The organism is Helicobacter saguini, from assembly GCF_000762875.2.
GTDB classification, from domain to species: Bacteria; Campylobacterota; Campylobacteria; order Campylobacterales; family Helicobacteraceae; genus Helicobacter_A; species Helicobacter_A saguini.
The window spans coordinates 83,472-109,267 of record NZ_JRMP02000004.1; the positions used below are offsets into that span (position 1 = coordinate 83,472).

At 34.2% G+C, this 25,796-nt stretch carries 27 protein-coding genes, 1 tRNA gene and 4 pseudogenes; 12 read left to right on the forward strand and 20 right to left on the reverse strand.

The window, feature by feature from the left end; genetic code table 11:
* Positions 1-468 precede the first annotated feature (468 nt).
* The 5 genes and pseudogenes from LS64_RS03500 to LS64_RS13090 all read right to left on the reverse strand — a co-directional run.
* Positions 469-639, reverse strand: a pseudogene (locus tag LS64_RS03500) (TIGR01212 family radical SAM protein); the annotation flags it as partial.
* A gap of 90 nt (positions 640-729) precedes the next feature.
* Entirely contained in the window at positions 730-1,251 is a 522-nt protein-coding gene (locus LS64_RS03505) for a hypothetical protein (RefSeq protein WP_034571140.1), read from the reverse strand.
* Positions 1,252-1,307: 56 nt separating this feature from the next.
* Positions 1,308-2,165: a tRNA pseudouridine(38-40) synthase TruA gene (truA, locus tag LS64_RS03510; RefSeq protein ID WP_034571142.1), complete on the reverse strand. Its 858-nt coding sequence runs from the start codon at positions 2,163-2,165 to the stop codon at positions 1,308-1,310.
* A 564-nt stretch (positions 2,166-2,729) separates the two neighbouring features.
* Positions 2,730-3,665: pseudogene (locus LS64_RS03515) on the reverse strand (homoserine dehydrogenase); the annotation flags it as partial.
* Positions 3,666-3,668: 3 nt separating this feature from the next.
* Positions 3,669-4,016, reverse strand: a pseudogene (locus tag LS64_RS13090) (homoserine dehydrogenase); the annotation flags it as partial.
* A gap of 85 nt (positions 4,017-4,101) precedes the next feature.
* Between LS64_RS13090 and LS64_RS03520 the strand changes: the two are divergent.
* Positions 4,102-5,778 carry a hypothetical protein gene (locus tag LS64_RS03520; RefSeq protein WP_034573909.1) on the forward strand — a complete coding sequence of 559 codons (1,677 nt, stop codon included), beginning with the start codon at positions 4,102-4,104 and terminating at the stop codon, positions 5,776-5,778.
* Positions 5,779-5,793: 15 nt separating this feature from the next.
* Here the strand turns inward: LS64_RS03520 and pgp3 are convergent, their stop codons facing one another.
* Positions 5,794-6,723: a peptidoglycan metallopeptidase Pgp3 gene (pgp3, locus tag LS64_RS03525; RefSeq protein WP_081948518.1), complete on the reverse strand. Its 930-nt coding sequence runs from the start codon at positions 6,721-6,723 to the stop codon at positions 5,794-5,796.
* Positions 6,724-7,556: 833 nt separating this feature from the next.
* On the opposite strand from pgp3, the gene LS64_RS13095 reads away from it, so the two are divergent.
* The 5 genes from LS64_RS13095 (at position 7,557) to LS64_RS03545 (ending at position 11,639) form a co-directional block, all read left to right on the forward strand.
* A complete protein-coding gene (locus LS64_RS13095) occupies positions 7,557-7,793 on the forward strand; it encodes a winged helix-turn-helix domain-containing protein (RefSeq protein ID WP_052062730.1) in 237 nt (78 codons plus the stop codon).
* Positions 7,794-7,843: 50 nt separating this feature from the next.
* Complete coding sequence (locus LS64_RS03530; protein WP_052062729.1) at positions 7,844-8,551, forward strand: hypothetical protein; 708 nt, start codon at positions 7,844-7,846, stop codon at positions 8,549-8,551.
* Position 8,552: 1 nt separating this feature from the next.
* A complete protein-coding gene (locus tag LS64_RS03535) occupies positions 8,553-9,134 on the forward strand; it encodes a hypothetical protein (protein WP_034573906.1) in 582 nt (193 codons plus the stop codon).
* Between the two features lie 46 nt (positions 9,135-9,180).
* On the forward strand, positions 9,181-9,870 hold the full coding sequence (locus tag LS64_RS03540; RefSeq protein WP_034573901.1) for a hypothetical protein: 690 nt from the start codon (positions 9,181-9,183) through the stop codon (positions 9,868-9,870).
* Between the two features lie 521 nt (positions 9,871-10,391).
* Entirely contained in the window at positions 10,392-11,639 is a 1,248-nt protein-coding gene (locus LS64_RS03545) for an ammonium transporter (RefSeq protein WP_034573898.1), read from the forward strand.
* 25 nt (positions 11,640-11,664) lie between these two features.
* Here the strand turns inward: LS64_RS03545 and LS64_RS03550 are convergent, their stop codons facing one another.
* The 5 genes and pseudogenes from LS64_RS03550 to yaaA form a co-directional block, all read right to left on the reverse strand.
* Positions 11,665-12,507 carry a phosphatidylserine decarboxylase gene (locus LS64_RS03550; protein ID WP_034573894.1) on the reverse strand — a complete coding sequence of 281 codons (843 nt, stop codon included), beginning with the start codon at positions 12,505-12,507 and terminating at the stop codon, positions 11,665-11,667.
* 53 nt (positions 12,508-12,560) lie between these two features.
* Positions 12,561-13,223, reverse strand: coding sequence for a dethiobiotin synthase (locus tag LS64_RS03555; protein ID WP_238699463.1), 663 nt, complete (start codon positions 13,221-13,223; stop codon positions 12,561-12,563).
* A gap of 60 nt (positions 13,224-13,283) precedes the next feature.
* Positions 13,284-13,418: pseudogene (locus LS64_RS13100) on the reverse strand (AAA family ATPase); the annotation flags it as partial.
* Positions 13,418-14,491, reverse strand: a complete 1,074-nt coding sequence (locus tag LS64_RS03560; protein WP_052062727.1) for a tetratricopeptide repeat protein — start codon at positions 14,489-14,491, stop codon at positions 13,418-13,420. The pseudogene LS64_RS13100 and the gene LS64_RS03560, both read right to left, overlap by 1 nt.
* A gap of 74 nt (positions 14,492-14,565) precedes the next feature.
* Positions 14,566-15,414: a peroxide stress protein YaaA gene (yaaA, locus tag LS64_RS03565; protein ID WP_052062726.1), complete on the reverse strand. Its 849-nt coding sequence runs from the start codon at positions 15,412-15,414 to the stop codon at positions 14,566-14,568.
* A gap of 87 nt (positions 15,415-15,501) precedes the next feature.
* Here yaaA and LS64_RS03570 point away from each other — a divergent pair, with 87 nt between their 5' ends.
* The gene (locus LS64_RS03570) at positions 15,502-16,506 is read left to right on the forward strand and encodes a helix-turn-helix domain-containing protein (RefSeq protein WP_034573891.1); all 1,005 of its coding nucleotides are present in this window, start codon (positions 15,502-15,504) and stop codon (positions 16,504-16,506) included.
* 76 nt (positions 16,507-16,582) lie between these two features.
* Here LS64_RS03570 and cutA read toward each other — a convergent pair whose 3' ends face one another.
* The 5 genes from cutA to LS64_RS03595 all read right to left on the reverse strand — a co-directional run bounded on the left by cutA (position 16,583) and on the right by LS64_RS03595 (position 19,630).
* Entirely contained in the window at positions 16,583-16,879 is a 297-nt protein-coding gene (gene cutA / locus LS64_RS03575; RefSeq protein ID WP_034573888.1) for a divalent-cation tolerance protein CutA, read from the reverse strand.
* 9 nt (positions 16,880-16,888) lie between these two features.
* On the reverse strand, positions 16,889-17,443 hold the full coding sequence (locus tag LS64_RS03580) for a DJ-1 family glyoxalase III (RefSeq protein ID WP_238699464.1): 555 nt from the start codon (positions 17,441-17,443) through the stop codon (positions 16,889-16,891).
* Between the two features lie 41 nt (positions 17,444-17,484).
* Positions 17,485-17,560, reverse strand: a tRNA-Ala gene (locus tag LS64_RS03585).
* A 46-nt stretch (positions 17,561-17,606) separates the two neighbouring features.
* Positions 17,607-18,512 carry a peptidyl-prolyl cis-trans isomerase gene (locus tag LS64_RS03590; RefSeq protein WP_034573882.1) on the reverse strand — a complete coding sequence of 302 codons (906 nt, stop codon included), beginning with the start codon at positions 18,510-18,512 and terminating at the stop codon, positions 17,607-17,609.
* 83 nt (positions 18,513-18,595) lie between these two features.
* Entirely contained in the window at positions 18,596-19,630 is a 1,035-nt protein-coding gene (locus LS64_RS03595; protein WP_034573879.1) for an aldo/keto reductase, read from the reverse strand.
* Between the two features lie 694 nt (positions 19,631-20,324).
* On the opposite strand from LS64_RS03595, the gene LS64_RS13560 reads away from it, so the two are divergent.
* Entirely contained in the window at positions 20,325-20,450 is a 126-nt protein-coding gene (locus LS64_RS13560) for a hypothetical protein (protein ID WP_272916618.1), read from the forward strand.
* Between the two features lie 129 nt (positions 20,451-20,579).
* Here LS64_RS13560 and LS64_RS03600 read toward each other — a convergent pair whose 3' ends face one another.
* The 3 genes from LS64_RS03600 to LS64_RS03610 are packed head-to-tail and all read right to left on the reverse strand — an operon-like array spanning position 20,580 to position 21,933.
* Entirely contained in the window at positions 20,580-21,149 is a 570-nt protein-coding gene (locus LS64_RS03600; RefSeq protein ID WP_118988394.1) for a class I SAM-dependent methyltransferase, read from the reverse strand.
* Positions 21,103-21,381 carry a hypothetical protein gene (locus tag LS64_RS03605; protein ID WP_237416235.1) on the reverse strand — a complete coding sequence of 93 codons (279 nt, stop codon included), beginning with the start codon at positions 21,379-21,381 and terminating at the stop codon, positions 21,103-21,105. Before LS64_RS03605 ends, LS64_RS03600 begins: the two co-directional genes overlap by 47 nt.
* A gap of 30 nt (positions 21,382-21,411) precedes the next feature.
* A complete protein-coding gene (locus tag LS64_RS03610) occupies positions 21,412-21,933 on the reverse strand; it encodes a DUF1440 domain-containing protein (protein WP_052062590.1) in 522 nt (173 codons plus the stop codon).
* Between the two features lie 148 nt (positions 21,934-22,081).
* Here LS64_RS03610 and LS64_RS03615 point away from each other — a divergent pair, with 148 nt between their 5' ends.
* Positions 22,082-22,408 (forward strand): hypothetical protein, encoded by a 327-nt coding sequence (locus tag LS64_RS03615; protein ID WP_034572899.1) that lies wholly within the window; start codon positions 22,082-22,084, stop codon positions 22,406-22,408.
* 65 nt (positions 22,409-22,473) lie between these two features.
* A complete protein-coding gene (locus LS64_RS03620) occupies positions 22,474-23,241 on the forward strand; it encodes an ABC transporter permease (protein ID WP_034572901.1) in 768 nt (255 codons plus the stop codon).
* An 80-nt stretch (positions 23,242-23,321) separates the two neighbouring features.
* Here the strand turns inward: LS64_RS03620 and LS64_RS03625 are convergent, their stop codons facing one another.
* Complete coding sequence (locus tag LS64_RS03625; protein WP_034572903.1) at positions 23,322-23,654, reverse strand: hypothetical protein; 333 nt, start codon at positions 23,652-23,654, stop codon at positions 23,322-23,324.
* Positions 23,655-23,893: 239 nt separating this feature from the next.
* On the opposite strand from LS64_RS03625, the gene LS64_RS03630 reads away from it, so the two are divergent.
* Positions 23,894-25,171, forward strand: coding sequence for a hemolysin family protein (locus LS64_RS03630; RefSeq protein WP_034572905.1), 1,278 nt, complete (start codon positions 23,894-23,896; stop codon positions 25,169-25,171).
* 139 nt (positions 25,172-25,310) lie between these two features.
* Positions 25,311-25,772, forward strand: coding sequence for a hypothetical protein (locus LS64_RS03635; RefSeq protein WP_034572907.1), 462 nt, complete (start codon positions 25,311-25,313; stop codon positions 25,770-25,772).
* Positions 25,773-25,796 lie beyond the last annotated feature (24 nt).

The following is a 25,796-nucleotide window of genomic DNA, read 5'->3' on the forward strand; positions in this document are numbered from 1 at the left end:
TTTTTTATTTTTTTTGTTTTCGATAATAGGGTGGTGGGTGGGCGATAGGATATTAGAATTTACGTTATTTTTTTGAAAATTAGATTCTATATTTTCTAACTTTTCATTATAATATTTATGATTTTTAGAATCTAGATTCTGTATATTATTAGAATCTTTAAACTTAGATTCTGTATTTTTATAATTTATAGAATCTTGTGCGTTTTCTAATTTAGATTCTATATTTTCTAACTTTTCTTTAGAATCTTTAGTATTTTTAGAAACTTGCAAGTTAGATTCTATATTATTAGGATTTTTAGAATCTTTTTTTATAGAATCTTGCGAATTTTGTAACTTAGATTTTATACTAGATTCTATATTTTGTAATTTTTCTTTAGAATCTGTAGAATCTAGATTCTGTTGCAAATTAGATTCTGTATTCTTAAAATCACTAGATTCTAATTTTCCTAACTTTTCTTTAGAATCTTGCTTCTTTTTCATAACTAAAGATGGCGAAAAGCTCTCATTTTTGCAATAAATGCAGCCGCCCTTAGCCACGCTACCATCGATATTAGGACAGGTAAATCCACTTAGAGAAATAGGGATTTTCCGCACCCTAAACCCAAATCTTTGCTTAAAATATCGCCCAACCGTCAGCATAACTTTCACCTTAAAATCCTTGCATTTTCATTATAAAATGGAAATTTTATCATTTATAATTTAATTATGCAAAAAGGATATAAAAAATACCTATTTTTTTTCGCTACTTTTCTTACTATTCTCCAGCGTATCATAAATTTTTTGTGAAAGTTCGTTGAATAAAAGTTCGACCTGACCGCTTAGTGATGGGTCGATATTTTTCATTAAATCTTGCATTTTTTTCTGTTTTATATTTTCTACAATGTCCTTATTTCCGCTATTGTTTTTTTCTTTTTTAGAATCTTTGTGCTTTTTTTCAAACTTTTGCAAATGCTCAATATCCTTTTGAAAAATCTCAGCTTGCTTGGCATTCACACGGCTATAAAACTCGTGCAGCTGGGAAAACATCTCATACACACTGCAAGGAATTATCAAATCCTGCCCGATAATGCAAATGGGCAAATGCGTGTATTTCTCGCGCAGCACGGCAATATCCGTGATGATAAAGTCGGCTTCATCAATGCTGCTTAAATGCCCTTTGAGATAAAAGCTGAAAGCAAGAGATAAAAACATATTATTACATATCAAATGAATGCGAACATCATCGCTTTCCATTCTTGCTAATTTTTGCATTTTTTTCCTTTAAAATTATAAAAATTAAAACTACAAAATTTTTTAAATTATCTTTTTTAGTATTCTACCTTGCTAAGATAAAGCCCACATGCTGGGGCTAATTCACGCACGCAGATTCTATCATTCACATCCATTTTATTATCAATTTGTTTTTGCAAATTTTGTAGCGAAATTTTACCCAAACTATACGCAAAAGCCGCAAATAACATCATTCTAACCTGACTTCTAAGAAAGCCATTTGCCCTAATTTGAATGATATGACAGGGCAAATTATATACTTTTTTAGTCAAAATTTTAGCAGAAAAAATCTCGCGGATATTGTCCTTTGTCTCGCTCCCATTTTTCTTAAAAAGTGAGAAATCATGCACGCCAACAAACGCATTTAACGCTTCTTTTATTTTTTTTATTTCGCCAAATTTCACTTTTGCAATGTAGTTTGTGTAAAAAGGTAACAAATTTTCTTTAGTAAAAATGTAGGTGTAAGTGCGCGATTTTGCACAAAATCTAGCATGAAAAGTTGGCGGAACTTCATAAATTTTTCTAATTTTTATATGCGGATATAGTTTTTCATTTAGCAATTTTTGCATTTTTTCTAAGGGCATTTTATGGGGTTTAAGTTGGGAAATTTGTAAGTTTTTAGCCTTTTTCTTAGGATTATAATAAGCATAAAAATTTATCACTTGAAAAGTTGCATGAACGTCTTTATCCGTCCTACCAGCCGCGATAATATGTGTATTTATCCCTATTTTTTTTAAAGTATTAGTTATAAAATCTTGAATGCTTGGCAAATTAGATTCTATATTTTGTAACTTTTTAGAATCTAAATTATGATTTTTAGAATCTTGCGTAGCAAACCCACAAAATTGTGAGCCATCATAAGCTATCACACACATTATATTTCTTACATTTTCCATGTTTTACATTTCTTCTATGCGAATCATAAATGGGGGGGAGAGAACTTCTGGTAGGTTTTGCAAGGCTTTTAGGGCTTTTTGAATCTGCTTTTCATTGCAAGTGTGCGTTGCAAATAATAATAGCGCGGTTTTGATATTTTTAGAATCTAAATTAGTAGAATCTTGGTGGAGTTGAGAATCTATATTTTTAGAATCTTTGCAACTCTTAGAATCTTGGTGGAGTTTAGAATCTAGATTCTTAGAATTTTTAGAAATATGAGAATTTGTGATATTAGAATCTTGACATAGACTAGAATCTAAATTTTTAGAATCTATTTTCTTAGAATCTTTACAACTACGAGAATTTACAATCTTAAAATCTTGGTAATGTTTAGAATCTAAATTACTAGAATCTTTACAAAGTTTAGAATCTATATTTTTAGAATCCTGTGAAATTTTTCCATCCAAATTATTATGATTTTTAGAATTTTTAGAATCTAAATTCTCGCAATCTTGTGAAACTTCAAAGCCTAAATTATTACAATTTTTAGAACTTTTAGAATCTACTAAAATGCTATCTTCACTTTTTTGCATTAAAGATTCTATAGAGATTTTTTCGCGCGCCAAAATGCTAGTAATTTTTGCTAAAACGCCCAGCCCATCGGCAACGCTTAGTCTTATATAATACTTGCAAGTGATATTTTCCTTAGAATCTAGCCGCACTTTTTCACTCTCAAAAGTATCGACATAGCCTAGCATTGGCGAAGTCTTGCTACGCGCAATCTCCATAATATCGCTCACCACAGAACTCGCAGTCGCCGCACCCCCAGCCCCTGCGCCATAATACAGGCTCTCACCGACCTTATCACCAACCACGCTTAACGCATTCATCGCGCCATTGACTTTAGCCAGCATACAATCTTTGGGAATGAGTGTCAAATGCACGCGCAAACTAAGCTTATTGCCGATTTTCTTAGCAATGCCTAAAAGCTTAATTTCATAATCATAGTCTTTTGCAAATTCTATATCTGCTAACTTTATACCCTCAATACCTTCAATTAATATATCTTGCACTTTCGCATCAATTCTATATGCAAGGCTTGCCAAAATCAAAAGTTTATGCGCACTATCGCTGCCATTTATATCCAAAGTTGGGTCCGCCTCGGCGTAGCCTAGCTTTTGCGCCTCTTTTAGAGCGACCTCAAAGCTAGCATTTTCGCTACTCATCTTACTCAAAATGTAGTTGCTCGTGCCATTCATAATGCCACGAATGCTTAAAATGTGGTTAGCACAAAGCCCATCACGCAAGATTCTAATAATAGGAATGCCACCGCACACAGACGCCTCAAAGCCTATCTGTGGCGGGGTTTTTTCTTTTTTTTCGCTTAAATTTTTCGCTTTTTTAGAATCTAAATTCGCTTTAGATTCAATATTTTTAGAATCTAGTTTCGCCCTAAAATCCTTAGAATCCTTAGAATCCTTAGAATCCCTAGCCGATTTTTTCAAAAACTCCTCTTGCATTTTTTTTTCCAACCGCTCCAGCTCATGCCTGTGATACGCAAGCATCGCCTTATTCGCCGTAACCAAGCTTTTACCGCTTTTCAAAGCCTTTAAAGCGATTTCATAAGGCAATTCAACGCCACCGATTAGCTCGACTATCATATCGATGCTTTCGTCATTCAAAGCGTCCTCAATGTTCGTGCTTAAGGGAATAGTTGTTTTTTTATTTTTGATATTTCGCGCTATGGCTAGTTTTGGCACGATTTCTACGCCTGTCCTTGCTCTTATTATGTCTTTGTTTTCTTGCAAGATTTCAATTACGCTGCGACCGACCACGCCCACGCCTAAGATTGCGACATTCATTTGCTTCATTTTTCCACCCTTTACAAAAGCATAATTATAGAATCTTTATTTTAAGATTATATAATTTCGTTTAAATTTTAAATGTGGATTTGAAATGTGGCGAGAAATTCAGGGCTTTTTTATCGTGTTTATAGGACTTGTTTTTTTTATTTCTTGTAGTAGTGAAGATTCGAAAAATAGCGAACCTTTATCTAATATAGATTCTAAAAATACTAATTTTTTAAATAATAACTTAGATAATATAGAATCTAATAAGACGCAAGATTCTAATATTTCTAATATTTTGGCTGAATATAAAACGCCAAGCGATATAGAATCTTTTGCAAAAAAATATGCTGAATTTAAAGGGCTAGATTCTCAAAAAGATGTAAAAATAGATTCTAAAAATGATAAAAATCAAGAAAGTTCTAAAAATCCTAACTTAGAAATTTCTAAAGTTACGCAAGATTTAGACAAAGAATTTCTCTTTTTACGAGAAAAATATAAAGATAATGAAAATGCCCTAAATGATTTAAAAAAATGCTGTGGCTGTATTAAGCCTGATTGCTCTGCCTTGCAAATAAATAATGAATATTTCTACGCTACAAGCGATATTTTGGAGGCTTTTACTAGCAGTATTTTAGATAAAAATACGCAGATTCTAAGCAATGTGGAAGTCCTGCAAGACTATGATTATGTGCTAAAAAGTAAGCAAACAACAACCATTGATTTAATCGCTTTAAACCCGCAAAATAGCGAGTTTAGCTATATAAAATTTGAGTGGCTAAATTCACAAGATTCTATAGAATCTAGCCCGAATACGCTTAGAATTACACTTAGCCCAAAGGAAAATATTTGCGCCCCGCAACAATACAATGTGATAAGCACTTTTAGCCAAATAAAAGGTGTGCGCGAAAATGAAATAAAAAATAAAAATACTGAATCTAGCGAAGATTCTAAGCCTTTAGATTCTATAAATAGCACATCAAGAAAGCAGAAAAAATTAGATTCTATAGAATCTAGCGACAAAGTTATGGATACTTTTCTTACCGCGCAACCTAGCAAGTTTTATGGCGTGAAAACTACGCAATACAAGGAAAAACTGCCTACTTTTCTTTATCCAGCGGATTTAGTATATTTTGTGCGACAAAGCTGTGCGTGTGCGATGAGTTTAGGGAATATTGCAAATCTTAGTAATGAAGTGGTCTCAAATGTGGAAATTAGCGAGTTTAAGCTAGATTCTAAAATGCTAGATTCTAATGCGATGTCTTTTGAGAGTAATATAGAGAAAAGTTCTAAAAATCCTAACTTAGAAAATTTCAAAGTTCCAAAAGATTATTACAAATTTTTACCAGCAAATATAAAATATTGCGATGATTTAGAATCTAAAAGGGCAAGTTTTTGGGAAAAATATATGCAAGATTCCCGCGTTATAAAAATCTTACAAAATGAGCAAAAAATGTATAAGCAGGAGTTTCAAAATGACGAAGATTTGGATACTAAAAATTCTAAAGATTCTAATAATTTGCAAGATTCAAAAGATTCTAAAAAAGTTATAGAATCTAAGAGCGAAGATTCTAAAAAAGATTCAAAAAATTCTAAAACTCCCAAAGATTCCACAGAATCTAAAAGCAAAGATTCTATAGAATCTAATCTATCCATCAAGTTAAAATCTAATTTTTCCGTCATGTTGAGCGATAGCGAAACATCTACCTTTTTTCTATTAGATTTTATAGAATCTAAAAGTAAAGATTCCAAAACTTTTATAGAATCTAACATCTCAAAAGGCTAAGTTTTATGCAATCATTCACTTTTCAATTAATGCGTTGATTTTATCCATAAAGTCGAAAGGGTCGACAAGCGTGCCATTTACCATCATACTAAGGTGCAGGTGCGGGGCGCTACTACGACCCGTGTTACCACTTTTTGCAACAATCTGCCCCTTTTTGACCTTATCGCCCACTTTCACATTAAACTCGCTTAAATGATAATACATACTAAAAACGCCCTCGCCATGGCTCACAATCACCGAGCCACCCGCCAAATACCGCTCCTTAGCCAGCACCACCACGCCATCATTTACCGCAAACACGCTAGTGCCAACCACAGCGCGCATATCAGTGCCCGCATGATAGCTCTTTATCGCGCCATCATTATACACGCGCGCGCCGCCAAAAGGGCTAGAAATATCGATTTTCTCAAGCGGCAGTCCAAACTTTTCGCGCCAATATCGCGTCTTATCATAAGTGTTATAAATCTTATTTGCCTCGTCAAGCTCGGCTTTTATGCGTTTGCTAGCGGCGTTATCAGGCGTGACCTTGCTCTTGTCCTGTATCTTTATTTTTTCTTTTTTATACTCGCCCTGCTTAATTTCTAGCGTGATATTATCGCCTAGATTTAGGCTTTTTGGCTTCTCATAATAGCTAATTGACACAAATGCGATTTTTTTCTCAGAATCTGTAGGATGGGCTACCCATCGGTATGTTTTTTTATTTAATTTTAGATTCTGCGGATTTTTATCACTTGTAACGGCAATGAAAGTTGCACCATTTACGACTTCGTTTTTTATTTTTTTCTGCGTTTTTATCTCTTTCGTTGCGTTTTGAGCTAATGTTATAGAATCTTTTTTGCTAGATTCTATGTTGTCATTAAAATTTATTATAGAATCTGCTTTCGCTAGATTCACAAAAACTATAAATATCGATATAAATACTATTAAAAAATTAGATTTTTTCATATTTTGGCTTTCTTTTTTTGTTGTTTTTAAAGATGTCATTATAGCATTTTTTTATGGAAATATTATGTTTTTTGGAATTTTTGAGAATCTAGATTCTATAAAATATTTTTTCACCTTAAGGGTGGTAGGGCGAGAATAGATAAGAATAAAAATATTTAAAACTTAATATTAGATTCTATATTTGCTTTGCAAATTGCCTAAACGCCCACCCACCACCCTTTTTTAAGAAATCATAGAACTAGATTCTAAAAATCTTTTAAAATTGTTCAGTTTAATGTGTGTAATACAAGTATAAATATTGTGTGGTTTGAAAAGATTGTGCGAAATTTTCCCACAAATCTTAAAAAACCATAAAAATTTCACAAAACCCCTTGACAGACAAAAAAAAAAAAAGCTATAATGTTACCTTAATTTTAAGCGTCCATTAAAGCTTTTTTAGGCTTTAAGTGTTGGCTTAATTTTAAGTTTTCTTTAAAGCTTTTTTAGGCTTTAAGTGTTAGTTTAATTTTAAGCATCCATTAAAGCTTTTTAGGTTTTAAATGTTGGTTTAATTTTAAGTTTTCATTTAAGCTTTTTAGGTTTTAAGTGTTGGTTTAATTTTAAGCGTCCATTAAAGCTTTTTTAGGTTTTAAGTGTTGGCTTAATTTTAAGTTTTCATTTAAGCTTTTTTAGGTTTTGAATGTTGGCTTAATTTTAAGCTTTTTTAAGCTTTAAATGTTAGTTTGATTCTAAACTTTTTTAGAGTTTTAAATGTTAGCTTAATCTTAAACATCCATTAAAGCTTTGTTTGGGGGTTTTAAAATTTTTAAATTTCACATTTTTAAGGAGAGAATATGAGTAATGAGACAAATTCAAGGCTAACCATTTTGCAAATAGCACAAAAGGTGCTAGAGCATATACCATATCCGCTTACATCTATGGGCATTTACGAGCATGCAAAAGATAGGGGCTTAAATGTAGGTGGCAAGACGCCTTGGCAGAGTATAGGCGCTAGAATCTATGTGGATATAAGGGATAATAAAGATACTCCATTTATGTTTGCAAGTAAGAATCCTAGGACATTTGGCTAAAATCTCGCGCTAACGAGCTAGAAGGGAAATCGCAAGAATATATCGATGATTTGCTAGAAAAAGATGAGATAAATAGGGAAGAAAAGGTCACAGGACATAGGTCTTATACTGAGTTTAAAGAAGCTGATTTGCACCCTTTGCTAGTGGCATTTTTGGATGCTAATGAGAATTTTAGGCTGCATTGCAAGACAATCATTCATAATAAATGCGTTAAACGCGCCAAAGGAGAGACTGAGTGGAATCATCCTGATATTGTAGGTGTGCATTTCCCTTTTGATGATGATTTGTGCAAAGATACTTTGGCATTTCTTAAGAATAGCAATCTTTTAGATTATAAAATCTATTCTTTTGAGATAAAAAAGTCTATATCGTTTGCGGATGTTAAAGAATATTATTTCCAAGCGGTAAGTAATTCTAGCTTTGCGCATTTTGGATATTTGGTCGTGTATGTGAATATTGATGATGATGTGCTAAAAGAGCTAAGGCGGCTTAATAATCTTTTTGGTATAGGTGTAATACAGCTTGAGAGTAATGTATTTGATTCTACAATATTGCTACCTGCTAGGGAAAATAAGCTAGATATAGCCACGCTAGATATGCTGACAACGAGTTGCCCTTGCTTTAAGGAATTTATACAAGATATAAATGACTACATAAAGGCAAAAGCACAGAATCTACACGCTAAAACACATTTTGACAAAGTGCTAAGCGAAGAGGAAATACTCCAACATATCACCGATAAAAAGATGGCTAAATAATATGTGCGTAGCGATACTAAAGCCTAAGGGCAAGGATATAAGCGATAAGCAGTTGGAGTTGGGTTATGAAGCAAACTCGCATGGTGCGGGCTTTGCGTATTCATTTGAAAATAGGCTAGTTGTAAAAAAGGGCTATTTTGATATTGATGAGTTTATTAAAGAGATTAGGGCGGTGCAAGAATCTTGTGATAATCCTACTATGATAATCCATTTTCGCCTTGCATCGCATGGCGTAATTAATGTGCAAAATTGCCATCCATTTAATGTAAGTGAGAATCTAGCCGTGATACATAATGGCATAATGCCCCAGCCTTTCTCCACTATGGCTAGTCGCAATAGCACTCATAGCGATACATACTACTTTGTGGAAAAGTATCTCAAAGCACTTTATGCAAAGGATTCTAAGTTTTTTTTGGATTCTAATGTGATGGTGGATATTGCTAAGCAAATTGAGCGAAAAGGGCGCGGTAATAAGCTTTGCTTCCTTGATAATGCTGGGGAATATTCTATTATTAATGAGAATCTAGGCTTTTTTGAAAATGGCGTGTGGTTTAGTAATGATTCATGCAGGGTTGCTAACTAAATTAACACGCATTTAGTAATTTATATTTTCTTTGAAAGGACACACAATGTTTAAGTTTTTAGTTTTGTTTAGTTTGTTTGTTTTCTTTTTGTTTGGTGGCGAGTCAAATGACGTAGAGAGTAAAACTTTGCCAGAGGGTTTAAAGAAAGTTCAGGCTTTGTATTTAGAGGGTAATGTTGATGATTCGTTATACTCAGTGGTTTCTAAATATGCTTTAAGCAATGGTTTAGTCATTCTTACGGATTCTGGCAGTATGCATATTTCTGATATTGTCGGTTATAAAGAGACTTTAACACCTAGAGCTTGTTATGTTAAAGATGGATATTATTTTAACGATTTCACTTCCCGTTCATATTTGCTACCGAAATATGCGGATTGTATATCTAAAAACGATAAGGACGCTAAACCTTATGTAGATAAGATAGTGCAGATTCTTGAAACTGAAAAAGATGTAATTTCAAAAAATAAGTTAGATAATGAGTTGTTTTACTATAAAGGTGATTATAATTATGTGGAATTTAACACTGATGATGACGCTAAAATGTTTTCTGATTTTACTTTAGGCACTACTAGTGATTGTAAGGAGAGTGTTAAGATTGATTACCCTTTTAGTCTTAAACAAGATTACATAATGATTCCTAAGTGTGAAGGTTATGTTCTTACTCGTGCAGAGAGATTTAAAAGAGCTTTAAGTATCCTTGAGTTTAATATCAAAAGAGCTAAGTTAAAAGATTAATAGAGTTTTAACTTAGCTATAAATAGATTTAGATTTTATTGTTAAAATTTATTATAGAATCTTGTTTGTTTTTATAGAATCTTTTTTATGTTATAGAATCTTCTTTTTTATAGAATCTTGTTGATGTTTTAGAATCTACAATGCCAAGATTCACTAAATTTATAATCTTACAGAATCTAAAATCTTAAATACAACTAATTTTATAAAATTTCGTATTTTTTAGCATAAAATTTATAGAATCTATTTTTAACAATACAACTATTATTTAAAAAATTACACATTTTTTGAGTTAGATTCTAAAAATTTAAAATTTTATATACAAATTGTATATAAAAATCTTGCATTATTTAAAAAATTGTGATACGATTAGTGTTATGATTTTTTGCAATGGATTAGATTCTATAAATCTTTTAAAGGCATTTGGGATAAAATAAAAATCCTAAACGCTCACCCACCGCCCTTTTAAATAAATCTATAGAATCTAATTCGCAAAAATCATAATCTCAAAAAAAGGATTTATCATGGAATCTTTAAATGCGGTCAATACTTTTTTTATTTTGTTCTGCTCAATTTTGGTGCTACTTATGACGCCATCCCTTGCGATGTTTTACTCTGGTATGGTGCGGCATAAAAATACGCTAAACACGATTATGAATTGTTTTATTGTGTTTGGAATCATCACGCTTCAGTGGGTAATCATCGGCTTTAGCCTTGCCTTTGGAAATGATAGCGGCGGCGGTATTGTCGGCGATTTGACGCATTTGTGGCTAAATAATACAAGTGGTGTTAATGATTCTGGTGTGCCTAATATTTTGTTTGCGGTGTTTCAAATGATGTTTGCCATCATCGCAGCCGCGATAATCACGGGAAGCTTGGTCGGTCGCGTTAAGCTTGGCGTGTTAATTGTCTTTCTTATTTTTTGGAGTACATTCGTGTATGATATTTTAGCGCACATGATTTGGGGGAGTGATGGCTTTTTGGCGGCACGTGGGAGCTTAGATTTTGCCGGTGGCGGCGTGGTTCATATTAGCTCTGGTGTGGCTGGATTAATTGGTGCGATTTTGGTTGGGGCGCGAAAACATGTCGAGCCAAATGCCGGTGCGCACTCGATTCCTTATGCCTTTTTGGGTGCGATTTTGCTATTTATCGGCTGGTTAGGATTTAATGCTGGTAGTGCCGGAGCGCTAGATTCTATCGCGGTAAATGCCTTTGTGGTAAGCATTCTCTCGGCTGCTAGCGGCTTTCTAGTCTGGGTTATCATTGAGTGGATTCAGCATAAGCGTCCTACCGTGCTAGGAGGGCTAAGCGGCTTGGTGGCTGGGCTTGTTGGCATTACGCCTGCGTGCGGGTATGTCGGCATTAGTGCGAGTATCATAATCGGCGTGATGAGCGCGTTTCTGTGCTATTTTGGCATTAGTTTTATTAAGTATAAATTGAAGTGTGATGACTCGCTTGATGCCTTTGGGCTGCATGGCATAGGTGGCGTGTGGGGCGGCATTGCGACAGGTCTTTTTGCTAGTTCTGCTATAAATCCGGGCACGACAGGTGAGGGGACTTTGGGTGAAGGATTTTTCATAAACGGGTCGTATTCATTGCTTTTAGAGCAACTTTTTGCGATTGTGGTTTGCGTTGCGTTATCTGCGGTGGTTAGCTTTGTGATATTTAAGGTGATTGCGTTATTTACCGACTTGCGAGTGGATGAGAGCGTGGAAAAAGAAGGGCTAGATTCTATATTACATGGCGAGGAAGCCTACAGCCTCCGCACATAAGAAATTTATCACTTTTTGTGATTGTCTACGACAAAGTGCCGATTTCTTCGCCCATTTTAACCACATCATTTGCGAGCTTTGTAAAATTCGCCTTTGCAATCAAAACGATTGTCGAGCCCATTTCAAATGTGCCGATTTCATCGCCTGCCTTAAGCTTAAAAGGGCTCTCATACACCCGCACAAAATCGCCCAAACTCGCATTACTTTGGATTTTTTCATCAAACAAAAAGCGCATTTTACCGACATTTAGCGCGCCCACCGCGACATAAAACGCAATGCTATTGTTGTGAGTAAGCCGCATTTTTAGCACCACACGCTCATTCACATTATAAAGGCTATCATTTTTGCGTAAAGATGGGAAATTCACAGGCAGCAAACGACCGCTAAAATACCTAGATTCCAAGATTTCCACATCACAAGGCGCGTGATAATGATGATAATCTTTTGGCGAAAGATAAAGATTTATGTAGCTATAATCGTTTAGATTCGCAACATCTTTAGAATCTACATTGTTAATATTTGTAACATTTTGCGCGTTTTTAAGATTTAAGCCAAGCAAAGTTGCCACATCATAGCTTTTTCCTTTGATTTGCAGGGCTTTATTATCTTCCACCCTGCCAGATTCTATAATTAGTGAATCTGTGGGGCTAACTAGATTATAATCTTTAGAATCTATCTTGCGTGGGATACGCAAAGAGCGCGTAAATAGGGCATTTAAGCTATCATAAGTCTTCACATTATCAAACTCGCTTAAGTCAATCTTAAAAAGTCTCACATAAAATTTATTAATAAAAATTTGAACTGATTTTGGGAATTTATAGTTTGCCAAGATTCCAAAAAGTCGTGAAAATTTGTTACTAAAATACACATTTGCTCCTTTTGTATGTTACGATTTTAAACACTAAATTTACTAAGATTTCGCTAATTATAGCAAAAAATATTATTTAATTGCTTTTTAAAATCCTGCGTTTTTTCTTTAAAATTTTGCTTTGTAAAATATGCTAAATTCAATGTTTCAATATTACTATAAGATTCTATAAAATTATCAATTTCCTTATTTTTATCACCAAACATTACAATTTTTAGAATCTTAATTTTTCTAACCTTAAGAGATTCATAACTTAGCAAAATATGATTAATACTACCCAAATAATACCCACCAACCAAAATCACATCGCATCTATTTTGCGAAATAAAATCAATCATGCATTTTTTAGAATCTAGCGGGCTAAAAAGCCCACCAGCAAGCTCAATGACAAGGTTTTTAGATTCTGGAATCTTTAGCTTTAAGCCATTATACTCAATATTTTCGCGCATTTTAGCAATGTGCGGACTAGCCGCAGTTTTTAATGTAATACCATTTGGAAAAATATTAGATTCTATATTTTGTAACTTTTTAGGCTTAAAGTTAGAATTAATATGTATTTTTTTATCATTTAAATTAGAAATATTAGAATTTTTAGAATCTAGATTCTGTATTTTTGTCTTATTAAAGTTAGGATTTTTAGAATCTAAATTAGATTCTATATTGTGCAAAATTTTAGAATCTTTAGAATCTTGCAAAATCTTAGAATCTAGATTCACTAAATCTTTAGAATCTAATAACTTTTTTACCCCAAAATCACTACAATTACTAACTATATCAAATACAAAATCTCTATCTTGCGGACTTCCAGCCTGCACCAACTTAAAATAATCATAGCCAAATAACGCACAAATAGCGGCACTCACATGCGTTTTCCCCACATCAGTATGACACCCCGCAATAAAAACCTGCATCACATCTCACTTTTTATATGTTGCGTTGGTCTTATGTGTAATTTTATCGTGTTGATTTCATTGCAAATATGGCAGCGATATGCGTAAAATGGGCTGTTTCCACCGCACGCACTACAATTATAAATGAACTCTAAGTCACCTTTTATGTGCGAATATAAATTCAAAAGCTGCAAACTCTCTAGTGCAAAATTATCAATTTCAACATATTCCTTAATGTAGCCCTTCGCCCTGTAAATATTTAAAAGATTAGAATCTTTAGCGATAAATTCAAATGGAATCTCATGTTTTTGAAACTGCCAAAGCACGTCTATATAAGGCTTTATATTTTTTTTCTCTAAAATCTTTTGCCAAAAAAGACCTGTATTATAGATTCTAAAATGCCTTAAAATTAATCCGTGCAATGTAGAATCTAAGTCATACATTTCAAGCAATTTTTCTTGCTGTTCTACTAACTTTATTTTATGATTATTTATAATTATCATAGTTTTTAGATAGTTTTTATTATGATATATTGAGTTTTTCTTATTCTCAAAGTTAGGATTTTCATTATATAACTCTTCTATGCAATTTAGCGCATCAAGTGCTTCATTGTATTGTTTCAAATTTTCACATGTATAAATATAATTGTATAAAATCGTAACATTATGTGGATAATTTCGCAAAATTTCCGTAAAAATCTCCTTGCTTCGCTCCAAAAATCCCGCCTTATAATAACACTCGCCTAAAGATTCTAAAATCTGTATTTTTTCTTTTGTGTTTTTAATGTATTCATTTAATGTGCGGTAAATGGCGATTGCCTGCTCGTTATTACCAACCTTTGCATAAGTATCAGCAATAAGCATTAGCGGTGGCACAGGATTGTCGGTATAGTCAATAAAGTTTTTTATATTTTCGTTTAAATCAATATTTTCAAAATTTTTACTAATATTATTTAGGGCTTCTTTTCTGCGTTTTTTCGTATGAGTTTTTTTTATAGAATCTAAAAACGCAATCAGCAAAATAATCAAAACCAACGCCAAAATCCCAAATATAGGATTTCTATAAATCTCCACAAAATTAAAAAAATTATTCATAACATTCCCTGAAATTTAGATTCTAAAATCATACTACAATATATTTTAAATATTTATATAACGGAATCTTATAGCTAATAAATATCATATTTCAATACAAAAGTGCTATTTTTGACATCAAAAGAGTTAAAAGAAAATTTTTGTGTTTTTAGATTTGTTAAAAAAAGAAGAATATTTTGTAAATTTATATCTTTAGAATCTTTTTTTAGACGTAAAAAATCATTTACTAAAATGTGTAAAATAGCTCCACGATATAGTTTTGAAAAATGACTAATCACTTTATTGTCTTTATAAAATTCAAAAAAAATATTATTTTGTTTTGGAGTAAAAATTTTTGTGTAAATATTTGCACGTAAATCAATTATTACATCATCTTTGCTGTTAAGATGTTTTGCTAAAAATGATTCTAATATAGAATAGAAAGGTTTATAAATATCTTTTAGTGTCAAGCCATTTACTTTACATCCTTGTTTGAGCTTATAAAAAGGTATGTAATCGCTTGCCAAGATAACACCAAAAAGATTGCTAAAAATGTAAGTTTTTTTCAAAATAATTTCTTGTGATATAGAATCTAATTTTTCAAAATTAATCTCTTTGAATGCCACGCCACCATATAATCTAATAGCTTGTATTAAAGTGTTCTTCTCTAGTGATAAATGCAATATATTTGCAGATTTTTCATTAAAATTATTACTACCATAAATTTCTTTTAGTAAGATTCTATCATTCTTGTTTATAATTTTTTCTAAGCAATTATTATATAATTTAATAGTATTTTGTCTGTGTGTAAGTAAATTTTTATTGTTTTTTATCCATAAAGATTCTAAATAGTCTAATTTATTAGAATCTAAACTTATATTTTTATCATTGTGAGTATCTATATTTTTATCTTCACTGGGACTTAAAAATATTACATAACCCATAATTTTTCCTTTATGATTATTTACATAAAATATTAAATCAAATAATAACAAGATAATAGTATAATTGCAAAAATTTTAGGAGATAAAATGAGCGATTTTGACAAGTTAAAAAATATGAATTTAGATGATGTAAGAAATATTACAAAGATTTCTGAGCAAAGATTACAAGATATTATTAATAAAAATTTTAAAGATATTGATAAGACTAGAGCACATGGATTTATCAAAATTTTAGAGCGGGATTTGCACCTTGACCTACGTGAATGGGTACAAGAATATGAATATTTTTTGAAAAATGGGACAACCGAAAATTTTACACCAAATATAGAATCTAGCTTAGATTATAAAGATTCTGTAAAGAATGAAAATAGTCTTCCTCAGGTAAAAACTAGCACCTATAATGATTTTAAACCAAAAGATTCTAAAGAAAAAAAATCCACAAATATCAACAATATTGAAATTAGCACGCTCAAGGCTAAGAAAAGCTACAAGGCAAATGTTTTGCTTATTGCAGGGGGATTTTTTGTGCTTATCGTAGTGTTTTTTGCGTATTTTATGAATATATCTACCGAATCTAATACTAAGGAAATAGCTAAAGTTAATGAAACACAAAAGCAAGAGATAGAAGATATAGTCACGCAAAGATATCCAAAAGTATCACTAGGTAATGCCTTAAGTGGCGAAGATTCTGTAGAATCTAATGTGGATTCTAACAATGTAGAATCTACTACGAGTGTCGATACTTCGTCTTCTACAAAGCAGAATATTGCAAAGAGTGGAAAACTAATTATTCAAGCCAAAAAGCAAGTGTGGTTTGCGTGGGTTGATTTAACTACTAAAAAAGGTGGAAATACGTTTCTAACAAGTCCTGATAGAATCCATGAGCTAGATTCTAATAATCCAATTGCGTTTCACTTTGGTAATGGACTTTTAAATATAAATGTCGATGGTAAAAACTATGAATATAATGATGGTAAGGTTATGTATTTACTTTACAAGCCAGGAAGTGGTTTTCAAAACATCGACAGAAAAGAATATAACTCACTAACTAGCACTACTTCAAAAGCACAATCATCGCAGACACAAGAATAAATTAGCTATAAGATAGAATCTAGGTTTTATAGCTATTTTAAGTAGAGCATTACTTAGGTTTATAAAATTTTAGATTCTAATTTTTGAGCCATCTCTTATATTTTTTGTCTACATATTTTGGCTTTATAACAACTAGTTCAGGCAAATCGTAGCTATGATTCTTGCGAATGTATTTAGTAATTTTTTTAAGCCTTTTAGAATCTAGTTTGCAAGTTAACATATACTCCTTTTGCTTTTCTAATTTGTTTTCCCAACGATAAAAAGTTTTTATCTTGCTTACTTGCACACAAGCGGCTAATCTTTTTTCTATTAGATTTTGTGCTATATCGTATGCCTCTTGTCTATCATCAAACGTTGTATATAAAATCAACATATATATCTCTCACACAACAAGTGGCACTTGCAAGCCATCATATAGCGACTTATACACGCTTTCACCACATAAAATCCGTGCTAGCTCCAAGCCAAAAAGAATCGCCGTAGCAGGACCAGCAGATGTAACAACATTGCCATTTACCACCACAGCCTTATTCACACGCGTCCCGCTTATGCCACTCTCACAGCCCGGATAGCAGGTAAAGTTGCCACTTATCACACCAGCCTTATTTAGCACGATAGGAGACGCGCAAATAGCCGCGACAAGCTTCCCGCTCTTATGCAAACCCTGCAGTATTTTTATCACAGATTCACTATTGCTAAGATTTTGCATACCTTCATAACCGCCCGGCAGTGCAATGCCATCAAGCAACTTAGAATCTATCTTGCTTAAGTCCGTGTCCGCCTTTATCACAAAGCCATTCGCACCTTTTACAAGTAAATCACTATTTAAACTAGCTACGATTACTTCCACGCCAGCACGGCGTAAGACATCCGCAGTGCCGATAAACTCGGCTTCTTCAAAGCCTTGTGCTAATGGTATCAATACTTTTTTCATAATGCTTCCTTTTTAAGATTCTATAAAATAAGATTCTATCAAAATGGTGGAGTGTAGGGGGTTCGAACCCCTGACCTCAACGCTGCCAGCGTTGCGCTCTCCCAACTGAGCTAACACCCCATTTGTGTGCCTTTACGTTAAAATTATAGAATCTAATCCCTTAAACCTACCTTATAAACACGATTTTAGACCTGCTTCGCACGCGCTCAAAATACTCGCTCAAAATCTTTTCTTGATTACTTGCGATTAGCTTTTGTGCGATGTAGTTTTTCGCCTGATTGAAATCGACCTCTTTTGTGTCAAGCTTTTTATTAATAAAAAAAACAACATAGCCTCCATCGCCTGTTTCTAGAATCTGTGTGAAAGAATTTTGCGGCGTAACAAGCATCACATCAGCAATTTGCGCATTCAAAGATTCTATATCAATAGTATCATCCTCGCTCACCACGCCATTTGGCAGCTCTTTTGGCTTTTTATTTGTCTGTGTAATCGCCTCCAAACTCTCACGATTATTACTCACAAACTTGCTAACCGCCACGCTTTTAGGGATGATAAACTCCTCTTTATGCTCGTTGTAATATTTCCGCAGCTCATCTTCTTGCCCGACATTGCTTGAAAATAAAATCTTTCGCATTAACTCCTGCGTTAGAATCTGCTCTTTTAACTTCTCTCTATACTCGCTCAAGTTCATCCCCTCCTTGCTAACCGCGGCGTAAAACTGCTCTAAACTCATGTGATTTTGCTGGGCAATTTGGCTAATTTGTGCGTCAATCTGGCTCTCAGTTATATCGATTTTAAGGCGTTTTATCTCATCTTGCCGCAGCTTTTCCATTATCAAAAAATCAGTGGCGCGGATTCTATCAGTATTCAACAACTTTTGGGTTTTTTGAATGGAGTAAAGCGTGATAGGCTCGCCATTCACAAACAACGCAATGCCACCGACAATATTTTGCTTTTTATTTTGGCTTTGCGTGTTTGCTATCGCATTTGGCGTGTTAGATTCTGTGTTTTTAGAATCTTCTACCCCAAAAAGTAATGAAAAACATAATAAAATTAATACAAATATTTTCACGTTAAATTCTTTCAAATAAGATAAAGATAGATTCTATAAAAAAAATATGAATTTTTGGAAATTTTTAAATATCATTAAAGATTCTAATACCTTTTAACAGGATATGGGTCGCGGTTATTTACCGTGGCGCGTTGATGCCAGTATGGGTATGGGAGCTTTGTTTGGCTGGCTTTATCTAGCATTTCGATATGTTTAGAATCTAGCGTGATTTCGGCGGCTTTCAGGTTAGATTCTAATTGCATTACATTTCGCGCACCGATTACAAGGCTACTCACACTAGGACGCGTTAGCACCCACGCAAGAGAGATTTGCGCGATGCTATGCCCCGTATCACGCGATATAGATTCTAACACATCGGTAATATCATAAAGCTTATTCATATCCACATCCCACGCGCCATCAGTGCTAAGGCGAGAGCCCTCCACGTCGCGTTTTGTGCGCGTGATTTTGCCACTTAGCATTGAGCCACTTAAGGGACTCCACACAAGCGTGCCGACACCTTCCTCCACACCTAGCGGCATTAGCTCATTTTCAAACTCACGCGCGGCTAATGAATAATACGCCTGATGCACGGATGGGCGAAGTAGGTTGTATTTGTCTGCCACACTAAGCATTTTCATCAAATGCCAAGCCGAATAATTACTCACGCCAAAGTATCGAATCTTGCCCGCTTTCACAAGGTCATTTAGAGCCTGCAGTGCCTCAATATGCGGCGTTTTAGCGTCATAGCAGTGCAGATGATAAAGGTCGATGTAGTCAATCTGCAAACGTTTGAGCGAAGCATCCACACTTTTTAGAATCTTAGCGCGTGAAGTGCCGATGTCATTAGGATTATCACTCATCCACATACCCGTTTTGGTGCTAAGGAAAAACTCCTCGCGTTTGTAGTCTTTGAGCGCCTCGCCCAAAATAATCTCACTATCGCCAAGCGAGTAGCAATCCGCGGTATCAAAGGCGTTAAAGCCCATATCCATGCTAAGTTTGATTAGCTCTTTTGCCTCGAAAACCTGCGTGCTGCCCCATTTTTTAAAAAGCTCAGTGCTACCTGCAAAAGTCGCAGTTCCTAGCATCATACAAGGTATCATCTCGCCATTTGTGCCTAATTGTCGATATTTCATGTGTGTCCTTTTAGTAAATTTTGTGTATTTTAGAATCTAGATTCTATTTGAATGCAAGAGCAGAATGGTTTTAAACATTTCTGTAATAATCTTAAGCTTTCTTTAAGCTTTTGAAAGTATAGCATAATTTTCAAAAACATATATCTATATATACACAAAATTTATGTTGTAGCTGTAGGTGTTATTGTTTATTTTTATTGTTTGAATAAGACAGACAAAAAAGATTAAAAATGGAAAATTTTAGAGAGTATATACCCTATTTCTGGTTGGGTGCTTTTGCTTCATTTTGTTCTATCTATGGAAAGTTTCAAAAAGAATAACAAGTTATAGAATAATGATAAGTGAAAGGATTTTATAAGTAAGATTTTAAGTGTTGCTAATATTTTAAAAAATCATCTTAGAATCATAGTTACAAAAAATTTGTATGAATTTACAAAATTTTTGAATTTTTTTGTGAAATTCTGCAAATCGCAAGGCTTTTAGAAAAAATTTTAAAAAGTCAAGCAAGGAAAATAAAAAATTAGCCAACGAAATTAGTGATAAAATTGCGAATGGAGAAGTTTTAGATAGCTCATATAATAATCAAGAATTGAAAGATTTTATGGAGTGCCACATAAAATCCTATTTTACTTTTGATTTATAAAACATTTGATGATATTTTTAGTATTAGTGTGCGTTAATATAGGGAGTCTTAATGATTTATTTAAGTAAAAGGATACTAAAATTTCTAGATTCTATAATCGCAAATAAAGATTCTAACACACAAAATCTAAACACAAATTATGCCCTGCGAAAATTACTTGGGACTAAACTTATTTAAATTTTAAATTAAAAATTGCAATATTTAGAATCTTTCCAGCTCTTGGCAGGATAATTTACATGATTGAGAGACGACCTAGCTAAGGAGATACCTTTGATGTCGGCAGATGCCTTTTATAGAATCTAGATTCTATATTTTTCTAGCTTTGCAAAAGTTATTCATGCCGAGTTGGAAATAGCGGTGTGTTAGGAGTTTTAAGCCCTTTGTGGCGTTTATAATTTCGCGTAAATCGCGATGTGCATAGTAGCGTTTGTGGTCGCGTATTTCATCTTCGCTTACGATTTTTAGTTTGTAGCTTAGGAATTCTAGCACGGGTTTTGCGGCGTGGCTTGGCACGGTTAGGAGCAAGATTCCGCCTGGTTTCAGCACTCGTGCGATTTCAGCTAGCATTTCGCTTGGGTGGTTTAAATGCTCTAGGACGGCTAGCAAGGTTACGATGTCAAAGCTCTCATTTTTGAATGGTAAATGCACGTGTTTTTCTATCATTTTGTTAGAATCTTGGGAATTAGATTCTATAACATTATTAGAATCTTTAGTATTTTGGGAATTAAAAAGGGTGCTAGATTCTAAAATTTTTGCAAGTTTTGGGTTTAGATTCTGAAAATCAAGGTTTGTATTCTTAGAATCTAGGCTAAAATGCAACTTAGAATCTTTAGAATCTAGGTGCTTTACCCCCCCCCCCCCCCGTATTATTTGCATCTTTGCTTTCAAAAAAATAACTAAAAGTAGCGATTTTATCGGTGTTTATAGCGGGTGCTTTAAAATCAATGCCTACGCCAAAATCTATATTTGGCTCAATTTCTTTAAGCAAACGCGCTTCCCAGCCACAGCCGATGTCAAGCAAAATAGGATTTTCAAACTCCTTTATAGAATCTAGCACGCGACTAAGTCTCATTTTCCGCAAAAGCGGCTCTAAAATTGCTTCTTTCATTTTTTCTCCAAATATTCTAAAATATGTAACTTACTTTTTTATATTCATCACAAGTGTAAAACGTGTAATTTCAATCACATAAAGCCAAAAAATATGCCCAAAAAATTCACTCAAATGCTCCTGCAGCGGCTGATTTAACGCACTTGGCACAACACCTAAAAGCGGCATAATAATAATGTGAAACAAAATAAAAATTATGATTCCATACAACGCGGCTTTTTTAAGCATCAAATGCGGCTCTTTTGTCACATAACGCACATAAATAAACGCACACGCCACGCTAAAACTAAAATGCACGATGAAACTTACAAGCGGCAGGGCATGTCCGCTAAAAGTGTAGGTCAAATGTGTAAAATCGTAACTAAACCCAAAAAGCTCAAGCAAAGCCTGCGGTGGATTAGTCAAATCACGCTCAAACGTGCGAGGCGGGAACATCACTTCCCAGCCAAGCTTTATAACCCCGCCGATAATCCCAGAAATTATAGCTATGAAAATACTATCTTTTAGTGATAAAAAATTATGATTTTTAGAATCTAGATTCTGTGCTGACATAATATTTCCTAATATTTTAAATATTTACAAAATGTAGAATAAAATGGTATATAATAAATGTCAATTTTTAGAATCTTTTGTCGTGTCGCATTTATGGAATCTTATTTGCTTACACACGCACAAAAGGACTTCACTAAAAGGATTTAATATGAAAATTGATAGCGCAAACACGATGGCAAGCCTAAGCAATAGCAAGGCAAGCGAGCTTGTAAATAGCCTTAAAAGCAAGGTTGGCAAGGCAGATTCTAGCGATAAGGCACTGCGGGAGCAAACCGATAAATTTGAGGCGATTTTTATCAAAACTTTGCTTGATACTTCGCTAAATCTTGACAATCCGCTTTATCCAAAGCAGCCTGGTAGCGACATTTACAACTCGATGTTTAAAGAGCAACTAGCCGAAAATCTAAGCGGTAGCTTTGGTTACAGCGAACTTCTTTTCAACTACCTAAAAGACCAACAAAAGCTTAAGGGGTAAATCAAAAGTTATGAAATTTAGAATTTTATAGAATCTAGATTCTATAAATCACAAAAGGCAAAAGAATGAATAACAAACATCGATTTATTTCGCTAATTTTTTTCGCATTAATACTAATTATTTGGGAATACATCGCACAAAGTGGGCTAGTCTCGCCCTTGCTTTTGCCATCAATTAGCGATATTTACGCCGCATTTATCGAGCTTTGCACGGAGGGGTATCGCGAACACACATTGCTTGAAAATGTCGCTATAAGCCTGCAGCGCGTGTTGATAGCATTCGCCCTTGCCGCAGTGGTAGGCATTTCACTTGGAATCTTAAGCGGCATAAATGGCTATGTGCGCGCGATTTTAGAGCCTTTAATTGACTTTTTGCGACCTTTGCCGCCACTTGGCTACTACTTTTTGCTAATTTTGTGGTTTGGCATTGATGAGGAGTCAAAAATCATTTTGCTTTTCCTAAGTGCGTTGCCACCGATATTTATCGCGTCTTTTCGCGGGATAAATCGCATAAAAAAGGACTATATAAATTCGGCTTTGAGTATGGGCGCATCGCGATTTCAGCTTTTCTTTTTTGTGCTTTTTCCGGCGTCTTTGAGCGATATTTTTACGGGGCTACGAATTGCCATTGGCACGTGCTATGCGACACTTGTGGCGGCTGAGATGGTCGCGTCTAATAGCGGTTTGGGGCGACTTGTGATTGATGCGAGTAGCTTTAATCAAACCGATATTTTGTTTGTCGGCGTGATTTTGATTGGGCTAACAGGCGTGATTTTGGATAGAATCTTGGCATTTGTGAAAGATAGGGTGATACATTGGGAGGGGAAGGTGTGAGAAGATTTGCTTATTAAATCTAAATAAAATCATAAAATTTAAATCAGTTTTAAAATTAAAAAAAATATCAAATATTTTTTTTAATGTGCGGTTAAATCAAACCCAGCGGCTAGTTGCCTTAGGGCTTCTCTATACTCTTCGATTTCTGGCAATTCTTTGCTTAGGTCTTCTTTGCCACTTTCGTGTTGTTCTTTTGCGATTTCATAAAACTCATCTACTTCAACCTTAAAAGCATTGATAACATCCATGAATTTAGATACTTCAGCTAATGTTTCCATAATATCTTTGCCATCTACATCTAGATTCTCTAAATCTTTTTGTATATTATCTATTTTTTCGGCTATTGCTTGCAGCTTTGCCCTTACTTCGCTATTTGCTTCTACAACTTCTGTTGCCACTTCAAATTTTTTCATATTTACTCCTTAAAAAAACAAACATTATACTACATTTATAGCAAGTTTTATGCAAATTTTCTCCCAAAAAGATTCCATATTTTTTAAGATTACACAATAGATTCCATAACACATAAATTTCATTCTTTTTTAACAAGATTTGATTTTAAAATGCTAGAATCATAACTTTAAATTCTTTCTAAATAGATTCTATAAAACATAGAATCTTAGGAGTTATTTTGGACTATCACTCGGTTAGCATGGTTATTTTAGCCATTGTGTTGATTTTTTTGAATGCGTTTTTTGTGTTATCGGAGTTTGCGTTGGTGAAAGTGCGTAAGAGCCGACTAGAAGAGCTTGTAAAGCAAAATAATAATGTTGCGCGACTTGCCCTTAAAATGTCAAATTCCCTTGATAGCTATCTGTCCGCCACGCAGCTTGGCATTACGCTTAGCTCCCTGGCACTTGGCTGGTGTGGGAGCTATATTACGGCGTTAATCTTGCATGGAATGCACGCGATTTTCACTACAAATGCCCAGCTACTTGATAGCATTAGCCTTGTTATTTCATTTAGTTTGGTGACGCTTTTGCATGTGATTTTAGGCGAGATTGTGCCAAAATCTGTAGCGATTGCTAAAAGTGAGAGCGCCGCCCTTGCCATTGCCCGTCCGCTGTATCTTTTTTGGCTTATATTTTTTCCGATTATTAAGTTTTTTGATTTTAGTTCTATGCTATTTTTGAAACTGCTAAAGGTAGAGCATCACGCTGATGTGCATAGCGATGAGGAGCTTAAGATTATCGTTGGAGAGAGCCTTAAAGGCGGCGTTTTAGATTCTATCGAGGGCGAGATTATAAAAAATGCGGTAGATTTTAGCGATACTTTAGCGCGCGAGGTAATGACGCCTAGAAAGGATATGATATGCCTTGATAAGACGCTTAGCTATGAAAAAAACATTGAGATTCTAATCAGTGGCGAGCATCACACGCGCTATCCATATTGTGATGGGAGTAAGGATAATATTATCGGTATCATACATATCCGCGATGTCCTTGCAGCGCACATTCGTAATAATTATAAGCCCATTGATAGCTTTGATGATTTTGTGAAAAAAATGCTGATTGTAGGCGAGGGGGCTTCTATATCGCAGGTGCTTTTGAAGATGAATAAAAAAAAGGTGGATACTGCCCTTGTCATTGATGAGTATGGCGGGACGGCTGGGATGCTTACATCACAAGATATTATGAATGAGATTATCGGCAGCATCGTAAATGATACGACTAAAAATAGCGGGATAAAAAAGGTGGATGATAGGACTTATGAGGTCGATGGTAAGGTTGATTTAGAGACGATTAAAAGCGTGACAAATTTCGAGTATGACGAAGATTCTACACAGGTAACTATCGGTGGCTATGTATTGAATCTTTTTGGTGATATGCCTAGTGTGGGCGATATTGTGAGTGATACATATTGTCAATATGAGGTATTAGCGATTGAAGACACAAGGATAAAGAAGCTTAGGATTTTGATTACAGGATAGAATCTTTGCAATTTAGATTCTATAAAATATGCTAGATTCTATAAAAAAAGTTCTAAAAAAATCAAATTTATAGAATCTAATTTTGAAAATATAGAATTTTTGTGTATAATCACTATTATTTTTTTACAAAGGAAACAAAATGAAAAAATTGTCAGTTAGTTTATGTGGTTTATTGTTATGTGGGTCGTTGGCTCACGCAGCTGGACATGGATTTGTTGGGGCAAATCTTGGTGTTTGGGGTCAATATAGCGTTCTTAATATCGGTGTTTTGGGTGGATACCATTACTATTTACCCGGTAGTATGCAAACAAGTGGATTAAGACAGGGTATTCGTGGATATGGTGCGGTAAATTGGGCTGTGCTTACTAGTGCATTCTTTCATGTTGGCGTGGATTATACGATTGATTTTACTCCAAAAAGTAGATATGTTTGGGGTGCATTTGGTGGGTTTTCGCTCGGTGGTATTGCGGGTTCAGGTGGTGGCTTTGGCTATTCTGTAAATGTTGGTGGCTCACTTGAAATGCATAATCGCCACAGATTTGAACTATCTCTAGGCTGGGGCTATCAATTTATGAATCTTAGATATATTTTTAAGCTCTAAAATACTAAAACTTTTATATACACT